General features: G+C 70.8%; 17 protein-coding genes and 1 pseudogene. 7 read left to right on the forward strand and 11 right to left on the reverse strand.

Annotated features, from left to right (window positions below; translation table 11 throughout):
• The 4 genes and pseudogenes from FV229_RS06245 to lgt all read right to left on the reverse strand — a co-directional run.
• Positions 1-189: pseudogene (locus tag FV229_RS06245) on the reverse strand (porin family protein); the annotation flags it as partial.
• A gap of 260 nt (positions 190-449) precedes the next feature.
• Positions 450-1,220, reverse strand: coding sequence for a peptidoglycan editing factor PgeF (gene pgeF, locus FV229_RS06250; RefSeq protein WP_147751134.1), 771 nt, complete (start codon positions 1,218-1,220; stop codon positions 450-452).
• A 97-nt stretch (positions 1,221-1,317) separates the two neighbouring features.
• Positions 1,318-2,388, reverse strand: a complete 1,071-nt coding sequence (locus FV229_RS06255) for an SAM-dependent methyltransferase (protein WP_147751135.1) — start codon at positions 2,386-2,388, stop codon at positions 1,318-1,320.
• Positions 2,385-3,290, reverse strand: coding sequence for a prolipoprotein diacylglyceryl transferase (gene lgt / locus FV229_RS06260; protein ID WP_147751136.1), 906 nt, complete (start codon positions 3,288-3,290; stop codon positions 2,385-2,387). The genes FV229_RS06255 and lgt overlap by 4 nt, the downstream gene beginning before the upstream one ends.
• 171 nt (positions 3,291-3,461) lie before the next feature.
• On the opposite strand from lgt, the gene FV229_RS06265 reads away from it, so the two are divergent.
• Positions 3,462-3,695, forward strand: coding sequence for a type II toxin-antitoxin system Phd/YefM family antitoxin (locus FV229_RS06265; protein WP_147751137.1), 234 nt, complete (start codon positions 3,462-3,464; stop codon positions 3,693-3,695).
• A complete protein-coding gene (locus FV229_RS06270) occupies positions 3,692-4,078 on the forward strand; it encodes a type II toxin-antitoxin system VapC family toxin (protein WP_147751138.1) in 387 nt (128 codons plus the stop codon). Before FV229_RS06265 ends, FV229_RS06270 begins: the two co-directional genes overlap by 4 nt.
• 21 nt (positions 4,079-4,099) lie before the next feature.
• Here FV229_RS06270 and FV229_RS06275 read toward each other — a convergent pair whose 3' ends face one another.
• From FV229_RS06275 to FV229_RS06295, 5 genes are all read right to left on the reverse strand, one after another.
• Positions 4,100-5,095: a catalase family peroxidase gene (locus FV229_RS06275; protein WP_147751139.1), complete on the reverse strand. Its 996-nt coding sequence runs from the start codon at positions 5,093-5,095 to the stop codon at positions 4,100-4,102.
• A gap of 114 nt (positions 5,096-5,209) precedes the next feature.
• Complete coding sequence (locus tag FV229_RS06280) at positions 5,210-6,148, reverse strand: VOC family protein (protein WP_147751140.1); 939 nt, start codon at positions 6,146-6,148, stop codon at positions 5,210-5,212.
• Positions 6,145-7,047, reverse strand: a complete 903-nt coding sequence (locus tag FV229_RS06285; protein ID WP_147751141.1) for an SMP-30/gluconolactonase/LRE family protein — start codon at positions 7,045-7,047, stop codon at positions 6,145-6,147. The genes FV229_RS06280 and FV229_RS06285 overlap by 4 nt, the downstream gene beginning before the upstream one ends.
• Before the next feature lie 11 nt (positions 7,048-7,058).
• Entirely contained in the window at positions 7,059-7,520 is a 462-nt protein-coding gene (locus FV229_RS06290) for a cupin domain-containing protein (RefSeq protein WP_147751142.1), read from the reverse strand.
• Positions 7,521-7,558: 38 nt separating this feature from the next.
• Positions 7,559-8,032, reverse strand: coding sequence for a DoxX family protein (locus FV229_RS06295; RefSeq protein WP_238272523.1), 474 nt, complete (start codon positions 8,030-8,032; stop codon positions 7,559-7,561).
• A 242-nt stretch (positions 8,033-8,274) separates the two neighbouring features.
• Here FV229_RS06295 and FV229_RS06300 point away from each other — a divergent pair, with 242 nt between their 5' ends.
• Complete coding sequence (locus FV229_RS06300) at positions 8,275-9,843, forward strand: GMC family oxidoreductase (protein WP_147751143.1); 1,569 nt, start codon at positions 8,275-8,277, stop codon at positions 9,841-9,843.
• 62 nt (positions 9,844-9,905) lie between these two features.
• Here the strand turns inward: FV229_RS06300 and FV229_RS06305 are convergent, their stop codons facing one another.
• Positions 9,906-10,763: a carotenoid 1,2-hydratase gene (locus tag FV229_RS06305; protein WP_147751173.1), complete on the reverse strand. Its 858-nt coding sequence runs from the start codon at positions 10,761-10,763 to the stop codon at positions 9,906-9,908.
• Positions 10,760-12,298 (reverse strand): 1-hydroxycarotenoid 3,4-desaturase CrtD, encoded by a 1,539-nt coding sequence (gene crtD / locus FV229_RS06310; RefSeq protein ID WP_147751144.1) that lies wholly within the window; start codon positions 12,296-12,298, stop codon positions 10,760-10,762. The genes FV229_RS06305 and crtD overlap by 4 nt, the downstream gene beginning before the upstream one ends.
• 105 nt (positions 12,299-12,403) lie before the next feature.
• Between crtD and FV229_RS06315 the strand changes: the two genes are divergently transcribed.
• The 4 genes from FV229_RS06315 to FV229_RS06330 all read left to right on the forward strand — a co-directional run bounded on the left by FV229_RS06315 (position 12,404) and on the right by FV229_RS06330 (position 16,554).
• Positions 12,404-13,273 carry a polyprenyl synthetase family protein gene (locus FV229_RS06315; RefSeq protein ID WP_147751145.1) on the forward strand — a complete coding sequence of 290 codons (870 nt, stop codon included), beginning with the start codon at positions 12,404-12,406 and terminating at the stop codon, positions 13,271-13,273.
• A gap of 139 nt (positions 13,274-13,412) precedes the next feature.
• On the forward strand, positions 13,413-14,549 hold the full coding sequence (locus FV229_RS06320; RefSeq protein ID WP_246688075.1) for an acetylserotonin O-methyltransferase: 1,137 nt from the start codon (positions 13,413-13,415) through the stop codon (positions 14,547-14,549).
• A gap of 86 nt (positions 14,550-14,635) precedes the next feature.
• Positions 14,636-15,571 carry a chlorophyll synthesis pathway protein BchC gene (gene bchC / locus FV229_RS06325; RefSeq protein ID WP_147751174.1) on the forward strand — a complete coding sequence of 312 codons (936 nt, stop codon included), beginning with the start codon at positions 14,636-14,638 and terminating at the stop codon, positions 15,569-15,571.
• Positions 15,568-16,554, forward strand: coding sequence for a chlorophyllide a reductase iron protein subunit X (locus FV229_RS06330; protein ID WP_147751147.1), 987 nt, complete (start codon positions 15,568-15,570; stop codon positions 16,552-16,554). Before bchC ends, FV229_RS06330 begins: the two co-directional genes overlap by 4 nt.
• The last annotated feature ends 2 nt before the right edge of the window (positions 16,555-16,556 follow it).

The raw sequence follows: 16,556 nt of genomic DNA on the forward strand, positions 1-16,556 counted from the left end.
GGCGCCGCGGCGCTCGCTGGCATCGAAGCCGTAGCCGGCGTTGATACCGAAGTAGGCGCCGGTCCAGGTGAACACCGGAACGGGCGTGAACACCGGCGGCGGTGCGCGACGCGGAAGGTCGGCAGCGAAGGCGGAGCCGGCGAGCGCGATGCCGGCGAGGGCGGTGACGCCCCGAAGCATGGATTTCATGGTCTGGTCCTCATTCCATCTGGTGCCGCCGGACTTTTGCCCCGTCCGGCACCGATTGCCCGTCTTTAAGTCAACGGCTCCAAGGATGCTGTTGCATCGCGGTAACGCCGACCGTCCTGAAGACGGCCCCTTTGTGGCGTCCCACCGTTATCCCTTGGTACCTGAAGCGATAAACACCCTCGAATGGTCAAGGTTCACTTGCTGCCACGCTTTTTTCCTGTCTCAGCGTTGGACAGATTGTCGCATCCCGGGAACCGGCTTCATGGAGTCAGGGCGATGGCGGAGATCAGCCGCCCGTAATCCGCTTCTCCGCGGTGGGTGGTTCGACGATAGCTGTAGAAGCGCTCGGCGTCGGCGTAGGTGCACAGGCCGAGGATCGCGGCTTCGCCGATCTCCGCCTGCTCCAGACGCATGCGCACGAACCCGGACAGGTCGAATTGCGCGTGGCCGGGGCGCGAACCGTCCGAAAAGAACCGGTCGGACCCCGGCGCCTCGTCGCGGAAGCGCGCCATGAAGTCGGCGCCGACCTCGTAGGCGGCCTGCGAAATCGTCGGGCCGAGGACGGCGACGATCGCGCCGCGCCGGGCGCCGAGCCCTTCCATGGCCGCGACCGTCGCCTCGACCACGCCGGTCAGCGCGCCCTTCCAGCCCGCATGGGCGGCGCCGACGACGCCGTTCTCGGGATCGGCGAACAGGATCGGGCCGCAATCGGCCGTCGCGATCCCGAGCGCGAGGCCGGGAACCCGCGTCACCATGGCGTCCGCCTTCGGGCGCTCATCCACGGGGAACGGCGCCGCGACCACGACGGCCTCAGCGGAATGCACCTGGTAGAGGCTCGCCATCCGGTCGGCGGGCAGCCCGAGCTGCGCGCACATCCGCGCCCGGTTCTCGGCGACGGCCTCGGGCCTGTCCTGCGAGCCGAGCCCGCCGTTGAAGGAAGCGTAGAGGCCCTCGGAGACGCCGCCCTGCCGGGTGAAGAACGCGTGGCGGATGCCCGAATGCGAGCTGAGTTCCGGCGCTTCGACGAACATGGCGGCTCCTAGCGAGGGTTGGCACCCGCGATGCGGGATCACGTCGGCCCCGTCGATAACCGAAGGCGGCGAGGCTGACGATGGCTCGCCCGCCGCTTCAGCCCGGCGCGAAGCCCGGCGGAGCGAGCGCGGGATGGGTGATCGCCATCGCCTTGAACAGGCTCCCCATGCCGCCGGGGGCCGGATCGGTGAGGCGTCGCGCCGCCGCCGTGATCGCCTCGGCCTGGGCCGGCGTCGCCCGCGCCGTCAACCGCGCCGCGCGGGCGGGCAGGCCTAGGGAGTCGAGGAAGTCGCGCTGGTCGATCGGGCCGTGGATCGCGGCGCCCGCCTCCGAGGCCGCGCGTGCCAGCGCCGGGAAGTCGACGTGGACCGTGAGGTCGGCCTCGCCCGGCGCATCGAGCGGCCCGACGAAGCGATGCGCCGCCACCGCCTGCAGCGTGTCGCCGAAGCCCGGCTGGGCATGACCGTAATCGATCACCAGAACGGCACCGCCCTGGTCGCGGACGCGTCGCGCCAGGGCACGGGTCAGGTCGAGCGCGAGCGCGGGCAGGGTCATCACGGCGCCCTCAACTGCGACGGCGCCGATCGCGGGGTTCGGGTCCGGTGCGAGCCCGAAGGCGAGCGCACCGTCCGAGACGCCGACCAGCCGCTCGCACCACCCGCGGGCGGTGCGCACGAACTGGCGCACGGGCAGGCAGTCGAAGAACTCGTTGGCGACCACGATGGCCGGGCCGTGCGGCACCGCGGCGACGTCGGCATGCCAGGTCGGCGCGGCGGCCGCGAGCGCCGCCGCCTGCGCCGTCTGCAAGACCGGGCTGGTCTCGACGAGATGGAGGTCGATCGCGGCCGTCGGCGCCACGGTGCGCAGCGCCCGCAGCGCGTCGGCCATCAGTGTGCCGCGGCCGGGGCCGAGCTCGACCAGGCGCAGCGGGGCCGGCGCCCCCATCGCAGCCCAGACCGAGGCGATCCAGATCCCGATCAGCTCGCCGAACATCTGGCTGATCTCGGGGGCGGTGGTGAAGTCGCCGCGCGGGCCCAAGGGGTCGCGGGTGTAGTAGTACCCGTGCACCGGATGCCCGAGGCAAAGCGCCATGTAGCGGTCGATCCCGATCGGGCCGGTCTCGCGGACTAGCGTGGCGATCTCGGCGCCGAGCGGCGTAGCGCTCAAGGCCGCACCGAACCGTCCGGTGCCGGCGCCACGGGAACCGGGGCGGCCTCGGCCGGGTGTCGTGGTCGCGTCACGCCGCGGGCGGCGAGCCCGATGAAGACGAGCCCGACGAGGGCCATCGGGACGCAGAGCAGCATGCCCATGGTCACGCCGCCGCCCAGCGGCCCGAGATGGTCGCCGAACAGGTAGCCGAGTTGGCGGTCCGGCTCGCGGAACAGCTCGCACACGGTCCGCGCGACGGCGTAGCCGAGGACGAAGATGCCGCCGAGAAGGCCCGGCTTCCGGAAGCCGAAGCGGTTCACCGCCAGCGCCATCACAATGAACAGCAGCAACCCCTCGGTCGCGGCCTCGTAGAGCTGGCTCGGGTGGCGCGGCAGCGGGCCGCCGGTGGGGAAGACGACGGCGTAGGCGAAGTCGGGCGCGACCCGGCCCCACAGCTCGCCATTCACGAAGTTGGCGATGCGGCCGAAAAACAGCCCGATCGGCACCACCACGGCGGCGAGGTCGAGCGGCGTGTAGCCGCCGAGCTTGCGCGAGCGCGCGAACAGCAGCATCGCCAGCACCGCCCCGAGGAAGCCGCCGTGGAACGACATGCCGCCATTGCGGATCGCCAGGATCTCCATCGGATCGTCGAGGTACATCGGCAGATTGTAGAACAGCACGTAGCCGATCCGCCCGCCGAGGACGACGCCGAGCGCCACCCAGACGATCATGTCGTCGATGTCCACGGTGGTCGGACGGCGCACCACGCCCCAGTAGCGCTCGGCCATCACGAGGCGGCGCGCATAGAACCACCCGCCGATCAGCCCGGCGATGTAGGCCAGGGCGTACCACTTGATGGTGATCGGCCCGATCGCGACGGCGACCGGGTCGATGGCCGGAAAGGGCAGGGCGAAAAGCATCGGGGCCTCCCGTGGAAACGGCGGCATTGGACGCGGGGGCCGGGGGCGTCAAGCCCGGGGTGTCGGTCCTGGGTTCGGCTCGCGACTCGATATCAGACGGGCGACGTCCATGCGCCTTGAAAGGTTAGTCGAGTTAGCTAAGATCGCGACGTTTCGCGATGAGAGTTCGCCATGCAGGTCACCGTTCACGCAGCGAAGACTCAGCTGTCCAAGCTGATCGAGGCGGCTTTGCGTGGCGAGGAGGTCATCATCGCCCGCGGAAGCGAGCCCGTCGTACAACTGGTCGCCATCCCGAAGACCACCTTCAAGATCGGGCTCTTGGAAGGTCAGGTCGCAGGTTCGGGTCCCGATTTCTTCGAACCAATGAACACCGAGGAACTCGCCCTGTGGGAGGGTGAGCGTTGAGCGCAAGTCTCCTTCTGGACACGCATACCTGGGCTTGGTCGCTGACGAACGATCGTCGCCTATCGCAGGTGGCACGGCAGAGCATATCTGCCGCTACGACCGTCTATGTGAGTCCGATCACGTTCTTCGAGATCGGTCAGAAGGTCCGCCTCGGCAAATGGCCAGACATGGCCCCCTTCGCCGACAGCCTCGTTGACCTCCTACTGAGGCAGGGCGGAAGATCTGCGTCGCTGACCAGTGATATCTGCCTGATGGCCGGCAGCATGGATTGGCCGCTTCGCGATCCGTTCGACCGTCTCCTGGCGGCAACGGCTTTGATCCACGCGATGCCGCTGGTCTCGGCCGATGCCGTCTTCGACGGCCGCGTCACCCGCATCTGGTGAAACGGGCGATGCGCCGAGCCTCTACTGCGAGCGCCGCCCGAATGAGACCGCGTAGGCCTGGACCCGCGCGTCGATCAACGGGTCGTCCGACACCTCGACTCCGTCGGTGAGGGCGTTCGGAAGATACAGCAGCGCCTTCTCAGCGCTCGCGCTGTCGGCGACGGGCTTGGTCAGCGTCAGGGTGCCCATGTCGACCAACCGGCGCTCCTCGGGCCAGGGCTTGGTCGCGTCGTCGGTCCGGTCGCCGGCCTCGGCGAGCTGGGCTAGCACCTTGTAGGCGACCGGCGCCGTGCCGAGCCGCGTGCGGATCTCGGACATCAGGTAGTCCGGCGCCTGCTTGGCGCCCTCCTCGGCCGCGAGCAGCTCCTCGCCCTCCACCGGCACGATACGGTAGCGGAAGGCCTGCCGCTTGCCGGCCGCGTCGACGAGGACGAAGGCGTTGACGCCGTTGTAGGTCTGACGCGCCAGGCTCGTCGGCGTCCTGGCGGTGGCGCCGGCCTTGCCGGCGGCCGGATGGCTCGCAACGAAGGCCTCGGCCGGCGTCGGCGTCCCGGCATCCTTCCCGCTCTTGGCGATCGCGACGAGCAGGTCGCGGAACTCCTCGCCGGTGGCGACCGGGAAGTATTTCAGGCTGTTGGTGACGACGTCCATCTCGCTGCCGTCGGCCAGCTTGAACTTCAGCGAGAGCCCGTGCGGGTTGGCGTCGGCCGAGCCGTCGGGGATGGTCGGGATGCCGGTCGCGTCCGAGAACCGCCCGGTGACCGGAACAGCGGGGCCGGCGAAGACCGAGGCCTTGCTGAGCCTGGCCGCCTCTGTGCTCGGGGTAAAGCTGCCCTCGACGACCGTGCCCTTGGCGTGGTTCGCCCGCATGCCGGGATGCTGCCCCCACAGTTTGTTCATCGCGTCGACGGTCTGCTCGGCGGTGGTGGCCTCTTCGGCGGATGTCGGTGCGACGGCCAAGCCGGCGAGCACGACGCCGCCGATTACGACGTGGCGGAGGAGCGGGAAACGGGTCATGCGGGTCTCCGGGCCGAGGCGGCCGCCACCTGGGACAGGGCCGGCGGAGCACGGCACATGCCACGATCTGCAGTTGCAGTGAAGAACCCGATTGCGCACAACGGACGAGGGTGGTTACCGGTCCGACGCGCCGCCCGCGCCGCCCGCGCTGCCGACGACCCGGAGCCCGTGCCCGTCCGGACCCTCGGCGTAGGCACTGCGGCCGTCGGCCGACAGGCGGACCCGGTAGCCCGCCCGCCGGATCGCTTCCGTGGTGGCGGTGACGTCGTCGGCTTCGAACACGAGCCGCGTCGTCGCCGGGTCGCGCGGGCCGTAGGGGGCCGGCGTCGGCCGCTTCGTGTCGGGCCGACGGTAATGCAGGAGTTCCAGGTGCGGCGTGACGCAGACCGGCGGTTCGAGGCCGACGACATCGACGACGGGATCGGGAACACCGTCGAGGCGCGCCTGGGTCTCGCCCGCGTTCAGCCCGCGCCCGGCCACGCGTAACCCGAGCAGGTCGGCATAGAAGCCCAACGCGCGATCGAGGTTCGTCACGGTGATCGCCGAATGGTCGATGCCGAGGAACAGGCCCGGCGCCGTCCGCCATCGCTCCGCGGCCGGGCCGCCGGGGAAGGCGATCAGTTCGAGGGGATGCCCGTCGGGGTCGCGGAACTTGTAGGCGGTGACGCCGCCCGAACTCTCGGGCAGCGCCTGCGGCCCGCCGTGGCTGATGGACTGCGGCGACAGTCGCAGGAGTTGCGCGTGGGCGGCCTCCATCGCACGCACGGGGATCGCGAGATGCTGGAACACCGGATCGTTCGCGAGCGGCACATCCGGGTAAGGCGCACCCGGCGGGTCGAAGGCCAGGAACGCCACGAACTGTGCGCCGAGCCGCATCGTCAGGCGCGCGGCCACGGCGCCGTCTGAGCCGTAAGCGTCGGCGATTGCCGCCGGCAGCGGCTCGATCGACCCGACCTGCGCAAACCCGAGCCCGTCGCGGTAGAACGCTTCCGTCCGCGCAAGGTCCGCAACGGTGCGCTCAAAGCCGGTGATCCCTCGGATGCCCGCGCTCACAGGAGGCGCGCCCCGCGCCGGTTGGTGTAGATCGCATACAGCGTGTGCGAGGCGCAGAGGAACAGGCGGCTGCGGTTGCGCCCGCCGAAGGCGAGGTTCGAGACCGTCGCCGGCACCAGGATCTTGCCGACACGCTCGCCGTGCGGATCGATGCAATGCACGCCGTCGCCGGCGCTCGACCAGAGGAAGCCGTCCTCGTCGAAGCGGAAGCCGTCGGCGAAGCCCGGCTCGACGGTATGGAAGAGTCCGCCGCCCGAGAGCGACCCGTCCTGCGCGACGTCGAAGACGCGGATGAACCGCTTCGGGTCGTCGGCGAATTGCAGCCCGCTCTCGGCGACGTAGAGCCTGGTCTCGTCGGGCGAGAAGGCGAGGCCGTTCGGCCCGTCGAAGTCGTCGGCGACCACGTCGAGCGAGCCGTCGCGCGGGTCGAAGCGGTAGAGTGCGGCGGGAAGCTCCGCCTCCTGCTTGCCGCCCTCGTAGTCGGTCTGGATGCCGTAGGGCGGGTCGCTGAACCAGATCGTCCCGTCGGACTTGCAGACGATGTCGTTCGGCGAGTTCAGCCGGCGCCCCCGATAGCGCTCGACCAAGACGGAGATCGTGCCGTCGTGTTCGGTGCGGGTGATCCGGCGGTCGCGGTGCGAGCACGAGAGCAGGCGCCCCTCGCGGTCGCGGGCGTGCCCGTTCTCGAAGCCGGTGCCCGAACGGTACACCGACACGCCGCCGGATTCGCTCCAGCGCATCACCCGGTCGTTGGGCAGGTCCGAGAACAGCAGCTCGTCGCGGTCGCCGAACCAGACCGGCCCCTCGCACCAGCGGAAGCCTTCGGCGAGCGTCTCCAGCGGCGCGTTCGGCAGCACGAAGGCCTTGAACCGCGGCTGCGTGACCTCGAAACCATCCATCGCCGCCAAACCTACTTGAAGCGTCCGGGCTGGTTCACGGTCGGCGTCACGTCGAGGCCGGTGACGATCATCGTGCACGGCTCGGTCCCGACCGTGCCGGAAAGGTGGCCCTTCCGTCCGTCGCGCGCCCTGGTGTTCTGGTCCTCGCCCATCATCAGCTCGCCCGGCCCCATCTCGACGCGGGTGCCGTCCATGGTCTCGACGAACCAGCGACCCGACAGGATCGCGATCCATTGCGGCCGCGGGTTCTCGTGCCACTGCCCGACCCAGCCGACCGGCAGCACCGTGAAGGTGACGTTGGCCTTCGACGGCTCCTGCTTGTCGTTCCATTGCGGCGCGGTCTGCGGCTCGATGCCTTCGAACGTGAAGTCCGAAAGCGCGAAGCGCTCCTGCCGGCTGACACCCTCGGCGTCGGTGTAGACGTGCCAGTAGGGCATCGTGGGCGGCGGACCGCCGTTCTGTTGATCGGCCATGTCGGTTTCCCTATCGGAGGGTACAAGCGCGCGGGTCGTCAACGGTCGGCGGCGGACACGGCCGGGGCGGCCTGCGGACCGCTCGAGAGCGGGTGGGCGACCACCTGCGAGGCCGGCGCATAGGCGCCGCCGACCACCACCAGTAGAAGCCCGCCCACGAGTCCGAAGTTCTTGAAGAAGTCCCAGACATGGGCGCGGCCCTCGCCGTCCTTCGACCAGAAGCCCGGGAAGCGCCAGAACGGGTGGTACATCAGCGCGGTGACCGCACAGAAGCCGGCGAGCACGAAGGCCGCCGCGCGGTCGAAAACGCCGACGACGATCAGCACCGGCGTCACCGCCTCGACGAGGATGCCGAGCACGAGCAGCAGCGCCGGGAAGGGCAGGGGGCCTGAGCGTGCCTGCCCCATCGCCTCGTCCCAGTGCGCGACCTTGTCGTAGGCGCTGAGCGGAAACATGAAGACGAGGCAGACCTTCGCCAGCAGCGGCAAAGCCACGAGATCGAACCACGTCATCGGGCGCCTGGGGTGACGGGCATTGAGGGATCCAAGCAGGGACACGGGAAGGGCGGCATCGGGTTTCGTGGGGCCAACGCCGCTCGCCCGCCGCAGTTGCCCGGCCGGATGCGCGAGGCGGGCCCGTTTGCTGCATCGCAGCGCGCACGATGCCGTGACCGGCCGACCCGGAACGCCGCCTGCCTTGTGCCGTTGGCCGGCGAACGCGTTCTCTCGAGCATACCGCAGTGCGAGGCCGACCGATGCGAGAAGACCATTACGACGTCATCGTGATCGGCTCGGGCCCCGGCGGCGGCTCCCTGACGTCGCGGCTGGCGAAGACCGGCAAGCGCATCCTGCTGCTGGAGCGCGGCGACTACCTTCCGCGCTCGCAGGACAACTGGTCGTCCAAGACCGTCTTCGTCGACGGCGCCTACCAGGCGAAGGAGACCTGGTACGGCGGCGACGGGCGCACCTTCAGCCCGGCGCTGCACTACTATGTCGGCGGCAACTCGAAGGTCTACGGCGCGGCCCTGTTCCGGATGCGCGAGCGCGACTTCGGCGAGGTCCGCCACGTGGACGGCCTCTCGCCGGCCTGGCCGGTCTCCTACGCAGAATTCGAACCGTACTACGCGCAGGCCGAGGCGCTGTTCGCGGTGCACGGCCAGCGCGGCGAGGACCCGAACGAGCCGTGGTCGAGCGCCCCCTACGACCACCCCCCCGTCAGCCACGAGCCGCGCATCCAGAAGCTCTCGGACGATTGGGGCAAGCTCGGCCTCAACCCGTTCCACTTGCCCCTCGGGATCAAGCTCGACGAGCGCGACGGCAAGCCGACCCCGACGAGCATCTGCATCCGCTGCGACGCCTTCGACGGGTTCCCGTGCCTGCTCAACGGCAAGGCCGACGCGCAGGTGATGACCGTCGACCCGACGCTGGCCCGGCACGACAACGTCACCCTGCTCGTCAACGCCTACGTCTCGACGCTCGAGACCGACCCGTCCGGCCGCACGGTGAGCGCGGTCAACGTCACCCGCGAGGGGAGGGCGGAGCGCTACTCGGCGGACGTGGTCGTGGTCGCCTGCGGCGCGCTCTCCTCGGCGCTGCTGCTGCTGCGCTCGGCCAATTCGGCCCATCCGAACGGGCTCGCCAACGGGTCGGACCAGGTCGGGCGCAACTACATGCGCCACACCATGTCGGTGCTGATGGCGCTCTCGAAGGAGGTCAACGACACCGTCTTCCAGAAGACGCTCGCGGTCTCGGACTTCTACTTCGAGTCGAAGGACTGGGAGTTCCCGATGGGGCTGATCCAGATGTGCGCCAAGACGCATCCGGAACAGATCCGCGGCGAAGAGTTCCCGAAATGGACCGGCTTCCTGCCCGACGCCCCCTTCGACATGGTGGCTCGCCACTCCATGGATTTCTGGCTGCAGAGCGAGGACCTGCCGCACCCCGACAACCGGGTGATGCTCGGCCATGACGGCCGGGTCGTCCTCGACGTGCGCGAGACCAACCGCAAGGCGCACGACCGCCTGCGCGGCAAGCTCGAGGACCTGCTCCGGCCCGGCGGCCTCTACACCTACCTGTTCGAGCGCTCGCTCTACCTCGGCAAGGACATCCCCTTAAGCGGTACCGCGCACCAGGCCGGCACGCTGCGCTTCGGCACAGACCCGAAGGCGTCGGTGCTCGACCTGAATTGCAAGGCGCACGAGCTCGACAACCTCTACGTCACCGACGCGAGCTTCTTCCCGTCGATCGGCGCGGTGAACCCGACGTTGACGATCATCGCCAACGCGCTGCGCGTCGCCGACCACATCGCCGAGCGGCTGGGGTGACCCGCTACTCTCAAACCGCTCCGGCGCGGCGGGCGCGGCGCTAAACCGACGGCACCAAGCCGTCACGCCCGGCGTGGCATCCGGAACGGCAGCATCAGCCGCACCAGCGGGTTGCGGAATCGGTCGAGCGACAGGCTCTCGTGGACAGGGCGCACCGCCTCGCCAGCAAGGCGCGCCGAGAGCAGCGAACGGGAATAGAACGGCGTGTCTTCGAAGGTCCGCACCACCTCGGCCCGCCCGTCGTCGCTGCGGGTCTCCCGCGGCACGCGCCAGAACCGCGTCGCGGGCAGGGCGGCGGCGAGTGGCGGGCGGATGTCGCGGCGGGTGCCGTCGCGGTCGAAGCGGAGCGAGAGGTTCTGGCCCGAGCCATCGCGGCGGCGGACGTCGTAGAGGATTGCCGCGCCGTCGCTGAGGTCGGCCCGGCACCAGGTCCAGCTCGTGAAGGCGTCGGCCAGCGGCGTGTCGCCGTGGTTGGTGTCGAAGTAGGCGGTGCCGGACCAGCGCATCGCGGGCGCATCGAGGGCGACCTCGACGGGCGAGGACGGCGCCATCGGCCACCAGCGATGCGCGCCGTGCGCGTCGAGGGTGAAGGGGCCAGGCGTGATCCCGGCGGGATAGAGCTTGACCGTGCCGCGCACCCGGGAGGGGATCGGCGCCGTGGTCTCGTCGAGGGTGATGGTCAGCGCCGTGCCGTCCCAGGCCATGCCGCTCGGCCCGATGCGGATGCTGTTCGCGTCGCGCGACAGGGACTTGCTGCCGCGCTCGGTCATGCAGAAGCGGTTCTCGCGCGCGCCGTAGAGGACGACGTTGACGGCGCAGTGCTCGAACGGGTTCCGCGTGGCGTCCCAGGCGTAGTACGGCGAGAACACGCTGCCGATGAAGGCGATGATGGTCAGCCCCTGGCTGCCGTCCGCGCTCAGGGCGTCGACGTACCACCAGACGTAGCCGTCGCGGGCGACCGGCGTGTCGAAACGGGGCGCGCCGCCCGCCTGTCCGCCAGCAGCGTGTCCGCCGCGATCCGCCCCGACTGCGCCGCCATCGGCACCCCCGGCCCCGGGTGCACGCTGCCCCCCGCCAAGTACAGGCCCGGGAGCCGCGTCCGTGCGCCCATCCGCTTGAACGTCGCGCTCCAGCCGTGCGAGGCCCGGCCGTAGAGCGCGCCCCCCGTCGCCGGGAACAGCGTCGCGAAGCCGGCCGGCGTGGTGGTCGCCGTCTCGGCCGCCGCGATCGTCAGGCCGCACGCCGCCAGCCGTGCCCGCATCGTCGTCTCGCATGCGTCGATCTCCGGTTTCGTGAAGGGCCGCTCGCCCACGGACGGCGCGTTGACGAGGCAGAGCAGGCGCTCCGGCCCGTCCGGCGCCGCGTCGCCGACCCTGTCCTGCGCGCAGACGTAGGTGGTCGGGTCCGCCGGCAGCCGCCCGCGGCGGATCGCGTCGAACTCCCCCCGGTAGTCGTTCGAGAAGAATACGGTGTGGTGCGCCAGCGGGAAGCCCGCGGTGCGGGCGTTCAGGCAGAAGGTCACCGCCGAGAGCGAGCGCTCGGCCGGGGGCACCGGGTCGGCGGCGCCGACCGCCTCCGGCCCGAGCAGCCCCGCGGCCAGAGCCGAGACGTCGCCGTTCATCACCACGGCGTCGGCGGCGATCCGTTCGCCGCCGACGAGCATGACGCCCGAGACGGCGCCCCCCGAGACCAGGATGCGCTCGACCCGGGCGCCGGTGCGGAGGGTCGCGCCGCGCTCGGACGCGAGCTCGGCGATCGCGGCGGCGAGCCGGCTCAAGCCTCCCGCGATCGACCAAACGCCCGCCTGCTCGACATGGGCGACGAGCATCAGCGTGGCCGGCGCCTGATACGGCGAGGAGCCGCAATAGGTCGCGTAGCGGGCAAACAGCTGCCGCAGCCGCGGGTCGCGAAAATAGTCGCCGAGCGCGCCCCACAAGGTGGCGAAGGGCTGGATCCGCCAGAGGTCGCCCAGGCCCGACAGGCCGGCGCGGCGGGCGAGGTCCACCGGACCCGGCCGGGCGCCGCGGATGAACGGCGCGTCGAGGGTGCGGAAGACCTGCTCGCTGCGCGCGCAGAAACGGCGATAGCCGTCGGCCTCGCGCGGCCCGGCGAAGTCGGCGATGGCGTCGGCGGAGGCGTCGATGTCGGCGAACAGGTCGAGGCGCTCGGTCGCGCTCCAGGCGTGGCGGGCGAGGGTGCGCGCGGGCGCGAGCGCGACGCGGCTGCCGAGCTCCGCGCCGGCTTCCGCGAAGATCTCGTCGAGGATCCAGCGCATGGTGAAGACGGTGGGCCCGGCCTCGATCCGGGTCCCGCCGACGGCGACGCTGCGCATCTTGCCGCCGGGCGCGTCGGCCGCCTCGAGCAGCGTCACGTCGCATCCGGCGCAGGCGAGCCGCAAAGCGGCGACGAGCCCGCCGATGCCGCCCCCGATCACCACGACCCGCTCGATCGCCATCGTTCCTCCGCGGCTTTGACGATCCGGCATTGATCTCCGGAGCCGCAAGTGTCAATCATAGATGACACTTGAGAAAGTCAACGCAAATTGACACGGGAGGTCACGGTGGACGCAGGCCAGCGCATCGAACGGACCCTGGACATCGCCGTCGCCTACGCGGAAGCGCCGGGCGCACCACCGCGGCTCGCGGAGGCGATCCGCTATGCGGTGTTCCCAGGGGGCCACCGCATCCGACCGCGGCTCTGCCTCGCGGTGGCCGCCGCCTGCGGCGACGACGACCCGCAGGGGGCCGAAGCCGCAGCCGCCGCGATCGAGCTGCTGCACTGCGCGTCCCTCGTCCACGACGACCTGCCCTGCTTCGACGACGCCGAGACGCGTCGGAAGAAGCCCGCCGTCCACGTCGCCTTCGGCGAGCCGCTGGCGGTGCTCACCGGCGACGCGCTGATCGTGCTGGCGTTCGAGACGCTGGCCCGCGGTGCAGCCAAGCGCCCGCAGCGGCTGGCCGCGCTGGTCGGGCTCGTCGCCCGCGCCGTCGGCTCGCCGGCCGGCATCGTCGCGGGGCAGGCCTGGGAGTCGGAGGCCGAGGTCGCGCTGTCGAACTACCAGCAGGCCAAGACCGGCGCCTTGTTCGCCGCCGCCACCGTGGCGGGCGCGGCCGCCGCGGGCGCCACGCCGCTGCCCTGGCGGCTTCTCGGGGAATGCCTCGGCGAGGCCTATCAGGTCGCCGACGACCTGCGCGACGTCGCCTGCCGCCAGGAGGAGATCGGCAAGCCGGCCGGCCGCGACGCCACCCTCGGGCGCCCGAACGCCGCCCTGCTCCTCGGCCGCGGCGGCGCGCTCGATCGCCTGAAGCGCCTCTCGGCCGAGGCGATCGAGGTGATCCCGACTTGCCCCGGCGCCGACGCGCTCCGCGCCGAGATCGCCGCACAGACCCGGCTATTCCTGCCCGCGAGCCTCGCCCACGAATTCGCCTGAGGCGGGGTTTTCCATGCTGTCGGAGGTGGATGCCGGTCCGGTCGCGGGCCCCCTCGTCCAAGGGGAGAGGGACAGTGTGAGGGGCGTGACCTTTCCGGACGACGCACGCTCCTCACTCCAGCCCTCTCCCCCTGGGAGAGTGCACGCACGCGGCCCGCGCCCCACCCTTCGCGAGCGCTTTCGCGCGTTCCGCATCGCCCGGGTGGCGAGCCCGGCGTTCCAGCGCTGGGCCGCTGGGTTTCCCCTGACGCGGCGCATCGCGCAGCGGAACACGCGGGCGCTGTTCGACCTGTGCGCCGGGTTCACCTACTCGCAGGTGCTGTTCGCCTGCGTCCGCCTCGACCTGTTCCACACGCTGCGACCCGGCCCGCTCCCGACCGCGGTCCTGGCCGAGCGCTTCCGCCTCACGCCGGAGCGGGCGGAGCGTCTGTTGAAGGCCGCCGCCTCCCTCGACCTGATCGCCCGCCTGCCCGACGCGCGCTGGGCGCTGGCCGACCTCGGGGCGGCGCTGATCGGCAACCCCTCGGTGGCGGCGATGATTGAGCATCATGCCATGCTCTACGCCGACCTCGCCGACCCGGTGGCGCTGCTGCGCGGCGAGACGGGGCCGACGCGTCTTTCCGGCTACTGGCCTTACGCGATGGCCGCCGAGCCCGACGCCGCGGAGGCTGACGCGGTGGCCGGCTACAGCCGTCTGATGGCGGCCTCGCAGGCGCTCATCGCCGAGGACGTGTTGGACGCCTATTCGCTCGCCTCGCACGCCTGCCTGATGGATGTCGGCGGCGGGGAGGGCGCCTTCGTCACGGCCGCCGCCGCCCGCCACCCCGGCTTGCGCCTGATGCTGTTCGATCTGCCGGCCGTCGCCGCGCGGGCAGAGGCGCGGCTCGGGGCCGCCGGCCTCACGGTCGCCTGCCGCGGCGGCAGCTTCTTCTCCGATCCCCTGCCGCGGGGCGCCGACGCGATCTCGCTGGTGCGGATCGTCCACGACCACGACGACGCCCGCGTCGCGGTGCTGCTGCGCGCGGCCCACGACGCGCTGCCGTCCGGCGGCACGCTTTTGGTGGCCGAGCCGCTGGCTGGGACACCGGGGGCCGAGCCCATCAGCGACGCGTATTTCGGCTTCTACCTGCTGGCGATGGGCAGCGGCCGCGCCCGCACCGCCGAGGAGTTGTCGGCGATGCTTCGCGCCGCGGGCTTCGCCGAAATCCGAAGTGTGAAGACTCGCCGTCCCCTGCTGACACGCCTGATCGTGGCCCGCAAATCGGCAAAAGTGTAAATTTGACTTGACGCTTTGTGTTGTCATTCTAGGATGACTGATCGGCCGACTGGGAGAGTCGGACAGGGATGGAAGAGGCACCGCACATGGACGCGCTCGCCGTCGTTCTCGAAAGACCGGAGGTGTTGGCGCTCGATCGCCTTCCGCTGACCCCGGCCGCAGAGGGCGACGCGGTGGTCGCGGTCACCTGGAGCGGGATCTCCACCGGCACCGAGCGCCTGCTCTGGACCGGACGGATGCCGAGCTTCCCCGGCATGGGCTACCCGCTGGTGCCCGGTTACGAGTCGGTCGGGATCGTCGAGATGGCACCCGAAGGCTCCGGCCTCAGCGTCGGGCAGGCGGTCTTCGTGCCGGGCGCGCGCTGCTTCGGCACGGTGCGCGGCCTGTTCGGCGGCGCCGCCTCCCACCTGATCGTCCCGGCCGAGAAGCTGGTGCCGGTCGAGGCGAGCCTCGGAGAGAAGGCGATCCTGCTGGCGCTGGCCGCCACCGCCTACCACGCAATGGCCGCGAGCGCCCCGGGCGAGCGCACCCTGATCGTCGGCCACGGGGTGCTCGGGCGTCTGCTCGCCCGGCTCGTCGCCCTGTCCGGCGCGGTGCCGACCGTGTGGGAGACCAATCCAGTGCGGTCGCGGGGCGCGTTCGGCTACCCGGTCGTCCACCCCGACCAGGACGAGCGCCGCGACTACGCCACGATCACCGACGTCAGCGGCGATGCGAGCCTGCTCGACACGCTGATCGGGCGGCTTAGCCCCGGCGGCGAGATCGTGCTTGCCGGCTTCTACGAGGCACCGCTCTCCTTCGCGTTCCCGCCGGCCTTCCTGCGCGAGGCCCGGATCCGGGTCGCCGCCGAATTCCGGCCGCACGACCTCGCAGCGGTGGGCGCGCTCATCGCCCGCGGCGCCCTCTCGCTCGACGGCCTGATCACCCATCGGCGCCCCGCGTCGGAGGCGGAGCAGGCCTATCGCACGGCCTTCGGCGATCCCGAGTGCCTGAAGATGGTCCTCGACTGGAGGAACGCATGAACATGCACCTGACCAACGCCGCATTGCGCGCGGAGGCGGCGATCGAGCCGGATCCGGTGGTGACCGCGCCGGCGAAGAAGGAGACGCAGATCATCGCGATCTACGGCAAGGGCGGCATCGGCAAGTCGTTCACCCTGGCCAACCTCAGCTACATGATGGCCCAGCAGGGCAAGAAGGTCCTGCTCATCGGCTGCGACCCGAAGAGCGACACCACCTCGCTGCTGTTCGGCGGCCGGGCCTGCCCGACCATCATCGAGACCTCGACCAAGAAGAAGCTCGCCGGCGAGGCGGTCGCCATCGGCGACGTCTGCTTCAAGCGCGACGGCGTCTACGCGATGGAGCTCGGCGGCCCCGAGGTCGGACGCGGCTGCGGCGGCCGCGGCATCATCCACGGTTTTGAGCTCCTAGAGAAGCTCGGCTTCCACGAATGGGGATTCGACTTCGTCCTGCTCGACTTCCTCGGCGACGTGGTCTGCGGCGGCTTCGGCCTCCCGATCGCCCGCGACATGTGCCAGAAGGTCATCGTCGTCGGCTCGAACGACCTGCAGTCGCTCTACGTCGCCAACAACGTCTGCTCGGCGGTCGAATACTTCCGCAAGCTCGGCGGCAACGTCGGCGTCGGCGGCCTCGTCATCAACAAGGACGACGGTACCGGCGAGGCCCAGGCCTTCGCCGACGCGGTCGGCATCCCGGTGCTGGCGTCGATCCCAGCCGACGACGACATCCGCAAGAAGAGCGCGAACTACGAGATCATCGGCCGGCCCGACGGGCGCTGGGGCTCGCTGTTCTCGGATCTGGCCCAGAACGTCGCCGACGCCAAGCCCAACCACCCGACGCCGCTCTCGCAGGACGGCCTCCTCGGCCTGTTCTCGAGCGAGCACACCGGCCGCGACGTGGTGCTGGTGCCGGCGACCTTCGAGGACATGTGCGGCGTCGCCCACGTGACCAAGCCGTCCCTCGAAGTCGTCTACGACGAGGTCTGAGC

Origin of the sequence: Methylobacterium sp. WL120 (assembly GCF_008039465.1) — a bacterium.
GTDB classification, from domain to species: Bacteria; Pseudomonadota; Alphaproteobacteria; order Rhizobiales; family Beijerinckiaceae; genus Methylobacterium; species Methylobacterium cerastii.

What these genes read in the sequence shown, in the direction of transcription:
- pgeF (WP_147751134.1), bottom strand. Translation starts at nt 1,220, where the DNA reads ATGTTCGTCGAAGCGCCGGAACTCAGCTCGCATTCGGGCATCCGCCAC.
- lgt (WP_147751136.1), bottom strand. Translation starts at nt 3,290, where the DNA reads ATGCTTTTCGCCCTGCCCTTTCCGGCCATCGACCCGGTCGCCGTCGCG.
- FV229_RS06265 (WP_147751137.1), top strand. Translation starts at nt 3,462, where the DNA reads ATGCAGGTCACCGTTCACGCAGCGAAGACTCAGCTGTCCAAGCTGATC.
- FV229_RS06275 (WP_147751139.1), bottom strand. Translation starts at nt 5,095, where the DNA reads ATGACCCGTTTCCCGCTCCTCCGCCACGTCGTAATCGGCGGCGTCGTG.
- FV229_RS06285 (WP_147751141.1), bottom strand. Translation starts at nt 7,047, where the DNA reads ATGGATGGTTTCGAGGTCACGCAGCCGCGGTTCAAGGCCTTCGTGCTG.
- FV229_RS06290 (WP_147751142.1), bottom strand. Translation starts at nt 7,520, where the DNA reads ATGGCCGATCAACAGAACGGCGGTCCGCCGCCCACGATGCCCTACTGG.
- FV229_RS06295 (WP_238272523.1), bottom strand. Translation starts at nt 8,032, where the DNA reads ATGACGTGGTTCGATCTCGTGGCTTTGCCGCTGCTGGCGAAGGTCTGC.
- FV229_RS06300 (WP_147751143.1), top strand. Translation starts at nt 8,275, where the DNA reads ATGCGAGAAGACCATTACGACGTCATCGTGATCGGCTCGGGCCCCGGC.
- crtD (WP_147751144.1), bottom strand. Translation starts at nt 12,298, where the DNA reads ATGGCGATCGAGCGGGTCGTGGTGATCGGGGGCGGCATCGGCGGGCTC.
- bchC (WP_147751174.1), top strand. Translation starts at nt 14,636, where the DNA reads ATGGACGCGCTCGCCGTCGTTCTCGAAAGACCGGAGGTGTTGGCGCTC.
- FV229_RS06330 (WP_147751147.1), top strand. Translation starts at nt 15,568, where the DNA reads ATGAACATGCACCTGACCAACGCCGCATTGCGCGCGGAGGCGGCGATC.